This window comes from Herpetosiphon sp., assembly GCF_003512625.1.
Classification (GTDB): Bacteria; Chloroflexota; Chloroflexia; order Chloroflexales; family Herpetosiphonaceae; genus Herpetosiphon; species Herpetosiphon aurantiacus.
This window is the reverse complement of record NZ_DOPT01000110.1, coordinates 1-3,786: the sequence shown is the minus strand read 5'-3', so window position 1 is coordinate 3,786 and position 3,786 is coordinate 1. Positions and strand designations below refer to the sequence as shown.

The following is a 3,786-nucleotide window of genomic DNA, read 5'->3' as shown; positions in this document are numbered from 1 at the left end:
GGCCGTGCCACAATTGGTCTCGACGGTCAGGTGCAATTGAGTTCCGTCGGAAGCATAGCCAGCGCTCGTCATCGCACCAATATCAACAATCAAGGTATTCCGGCCATGATGTTTAGCGATAAAGCGCACCAATGGACCAAAACCATCGCTGGTACAACGAATCATATCGCTGCTCATGGCTCGCATGCGGTTGAAACTTGGCAGTTTTGGCAAGACGCGATCATTGTACGAACGAATTAATTCCAAGCGAGCTGGCATCAATTGTTCAACCCCAATCGCAGGCAACACATTCGCAGTAGCAGTAATTGGCGCAATCGTGGAAAGAGCCTCCTCGATGCCAGGGTAGGCAGCGGTATTGCCCGCAAAAATTACATGGGCGAACTCACGCGAATTAATTTGTTCAAGCCGTAAGACGGTAAAGCCCAGCATGTGGGCCAAACGCTCAAGCGGAGCCGAGTTGCCGCCATCGATTCCACCAGCCAGCAGCACGGTTGCAGCAGGCAAGCGCACCAAATTGGCCAATTGATAATCGATCCAACTTTCGCCTTCGGCTAAATCGGGGTCACCATATTCATCAAGCGTGACCATATCGAGCACCGTGGTATAGCTCGAACGGGCAACCCGTCGCAAACTAGCGCCAGTGGTATCGTTGGAAATGGCAGCCAAAACAATTGGCAACGTACCAGCAGCGCTAGTAGTTACCACCATACCATCAACACCTGAACCATCAGCACGATGGGGGGTCATCAAACCATCGACATGGGCAATCGCACGGAATGTTAATTGCTCAATTTCGCGAATCGCGGCCAAAATACCATGCCATGCATCGGCAATTGGTGGCTCCAGGGTTGAGAGCGCTTGGGCACGACCCAACAAACGGTACTCGCCTGCAACCAGTTCGAGCAGCGCCACGTGAGTAAATAACGTGCCAATATCAACGACAAGCAGTGCAGCAGGATCAGCGGTCGTCATATCAATCCTTTCGCAACCCCTAAGAGATCACGCCTATTATTTGCCGCAGCAAAAACTGAATTCGATCAATCAAGGCTGATTGATAGGTGATCAGCGTAGCGGCAAAGACCGCCCCCAAACTGAGCAAAAGCCACATTCGGCCAAATTTTGCGACCAAGCTTGGTTTTAAGGTTTCCGTATGATCAGCAGCTTCAGGCGTGGCCGCCTTACTAAACCGAAACGACAGCAACACAAGCACAATGCCAATCACCAAAACCAACTTACCGATTGCCGCACCCAAATTACTACCATCGGTAAAACTTGTGACTGAAAAGAACGAGGCTTGTAACTGTGGCAGGAGTGTGCCTAGGAGCGTGCCAGCAATTGCAACTGCGGCGGCTACCCCAAACAACAGCGATAACGGAATGTTAGCCAGCCACGAGAATTGCTGCGTCCGTAAACGGGTCAACAACAGTACCCCAATCAGCACAGGAACAATAAATAAGGCGGTACCAACGCTATCGGGGTTATCGAGCATATCGCCGCTTGGCACAATAAAAATCGTTGTGACCACCACCGTGAGCGTATAGCCAAGCGCCAAACCAACAAACAAATATTGGCTGAATCGAAATAGTGGATTTTCGCCAAACGCACGGCTGAGCACAATTAAGGTCAAGCCAAAGGCGATCCAAGGGCCAAGCGTTGTCACTAGCTATTCCTCTTTCCACGGATACGCCGTTGCAACTGAAGCAACCCACCGACTAACACCACCACAACCGTGGTGATCATCCCTAAACTCAGGGCTGTGATCGGGCCATTGGTATTAGTATTGGTGTTATTCGAACGTAAAGCCATATATTGTTGTTCGCCAACCAAGCCTGCTGCCGTATAAATTGCGGCGGGCGTGCCGTTAACATTAACATCAACATAGGGTTGGATTTGGGGTAAGACTTCATTGGTGGTTAAAATGGCAACTGGCAGGGCTGGTTCACGCGCCCAGAATTGCTCCATCCAGCGCTGGACATCGCCTGGCTCATCAGCAACCACAATCAACAAATCAAGGTCTTTGGTCGTGGTAATCCGTGGGCGATCAAGCTGATTGTTGGAATTCAATTTCGACATAATTCGCAACAAATTAACATCAGCACCTTCGCGATTGAGCAAAAGGTTGGCAATTGCGCCACGCAAATTACTGCCAAGTTGGGCAATTCCAAGTTCATTGCCTTTGACCCAACCAAGATTCAAGTATTCAGCACCTTCGCCAGTATAGCCTGTGTTAGCATCGATCACTGGAAATTGGGCAGCACGTTGGCTTGCCAGCAAACTCCCTTCAGTATCAGTCGAAAGCAATAACATCGGCACTTTACGCTCGATCAGATGTTGGGAAATTGCGTGTTCCAACGGCCCAAGCTCAGCGTTATGGCGTAAATCACCTTCGTAGGCAATCAGCACGCGGCTTTCGGGGTTGAGTGTTTCCACATAGTTGTAGAGATCACTGGTATTGCCGCCAATGGTTAAAGCTTGAGTATTGATCGCCAAGAGATTGGGCACAAGCAAGCCAACCAGCAAACTTATAATCATCAAACTGGCGACAATCCGCTGAGTGCCAATGCGCTGCCACCAAGGCGCAAGCGCTACAGGTGGTGCTTCGACTGGCTCAGGTAACGGCTTGGTCACCAAATCTTGCAACAAATGCATTGCCGAAACCCGCTCGGGCGTTCGGCTAAGCAAGGCTGGCGGTTCACTATCAATCAAACGGCGAGTGGTTGGGCTGGTTGCGGCAATCGCAGGTTCTGGCTCACCCAACACCCGTAACCAATCGGCTGATTCAGCCACAGCCGAAGCAGCTTCTTGTTCAACAACTAGGCTGGGTTCCTCTAACTTAACCGTTTGGCGTAACCACGCAGGCAAATCAACGCTACCCAACAAGGTATCATCTTGAGTCGCTTGGGTTGGCTCATCATCCAATAGCCATGAAGGCGAGGTACTGCTCGGAATAATTGGGGCTACGGTGGGCTTGCTCGCTGGAATCTCAATATCTAAGTCGTCTCGCAACCATGCCGGGACATTTGCACCCTCTGGATCGTAGCTTGGAGTCGCAGGCGCAACAGGCTCAGGTTTGACTGGAGCTGGCGCAATCGGCGTTACATCATCTTGTAGCCAAGCCGGAATATTCCCTGCAGGGCTATCCAATTTAACGGTTGGCAGATCTTCTTGTAACCATGCAGGAATACCGGCAGCTTGATTGTCGAGTTTTACCGTTGGAGCATCTTCATGCAACCAATTGGGAGTATCAATAGGCGCAGGAGCCGCTGGTGAGGCCGTTTCCAAGTCAGCTTTGAGCCATGCCGGAACATTATCGCTGGAATCCTCAGGATCAAGCCGCACAGTCGGGCTAACTTGGGGCAATTCACCTGCATCCGCTTGCAGCCATGATGGAATATCGCCACCACTCGCTGCCGAAGCGGCTGGCGGTGCAGCTTCTAAATCAGCTTTGAGCCACGCCGGAACATCAGCGCTAGCATCTGCGGAATCAAGCCGCACAGTTTCACCTGCATCCGCTTGCAACCATGATGGAATATCGCCACTCGCCGCTGGAGCTGCTGGTGGTGCAGCTTCTAAATCAGCTTTGAGCCATGCCGGAACATCAGCGCTAGCATCTGCGGAATCAAGCCGCACAGTTTCACCTGCATCCGCTTGCAGCCACGCAGGCATATCACCACCACTTGCAGTCGGAGCGGCTGGCGGCGCTACGTCGGCTTGCAACCATGCGGGCACATCGCCACTTGCTGCTGGCGCTGCGACATCCAACTCCCCGCGTAACCACGCTGGCAC

2 protein-coding genes and 1 pseudogene are annotated in these 3,786 nt (G+C 51.9%); all 3 read right to left on the bottom strand.

The features are described 5' to 3' along the window. A partial coding sequence (locus DEF47_RS24935) for a glutamate mutase L (RefSeq protein ID WP_287045390.1) occupies positions 1-972 on the bottom strand: 972 nt, incomplete at its 3' end. A 19-nt stretch (positions 973-991) separates the two neighbouring features. Further along, positions 992-1,660, bottom strand: coding sequence for a hypothetical protein (locus DEF47_RS24930; protein ID WP_012187751.1), 669 nt, complete (start codon positions 1,658-1,660; stop codon positions 992-994). Beyond that, positions 1,660-3,786 (bottom strand): annotated as a pseudogene (locus DEF47_RS24925) (hypothetical protein); the annotation flags it as partial. The gene DEF47_RS24930 and the pseudogene DEF47_RS24925, both read right to left, overlap by 1 nt.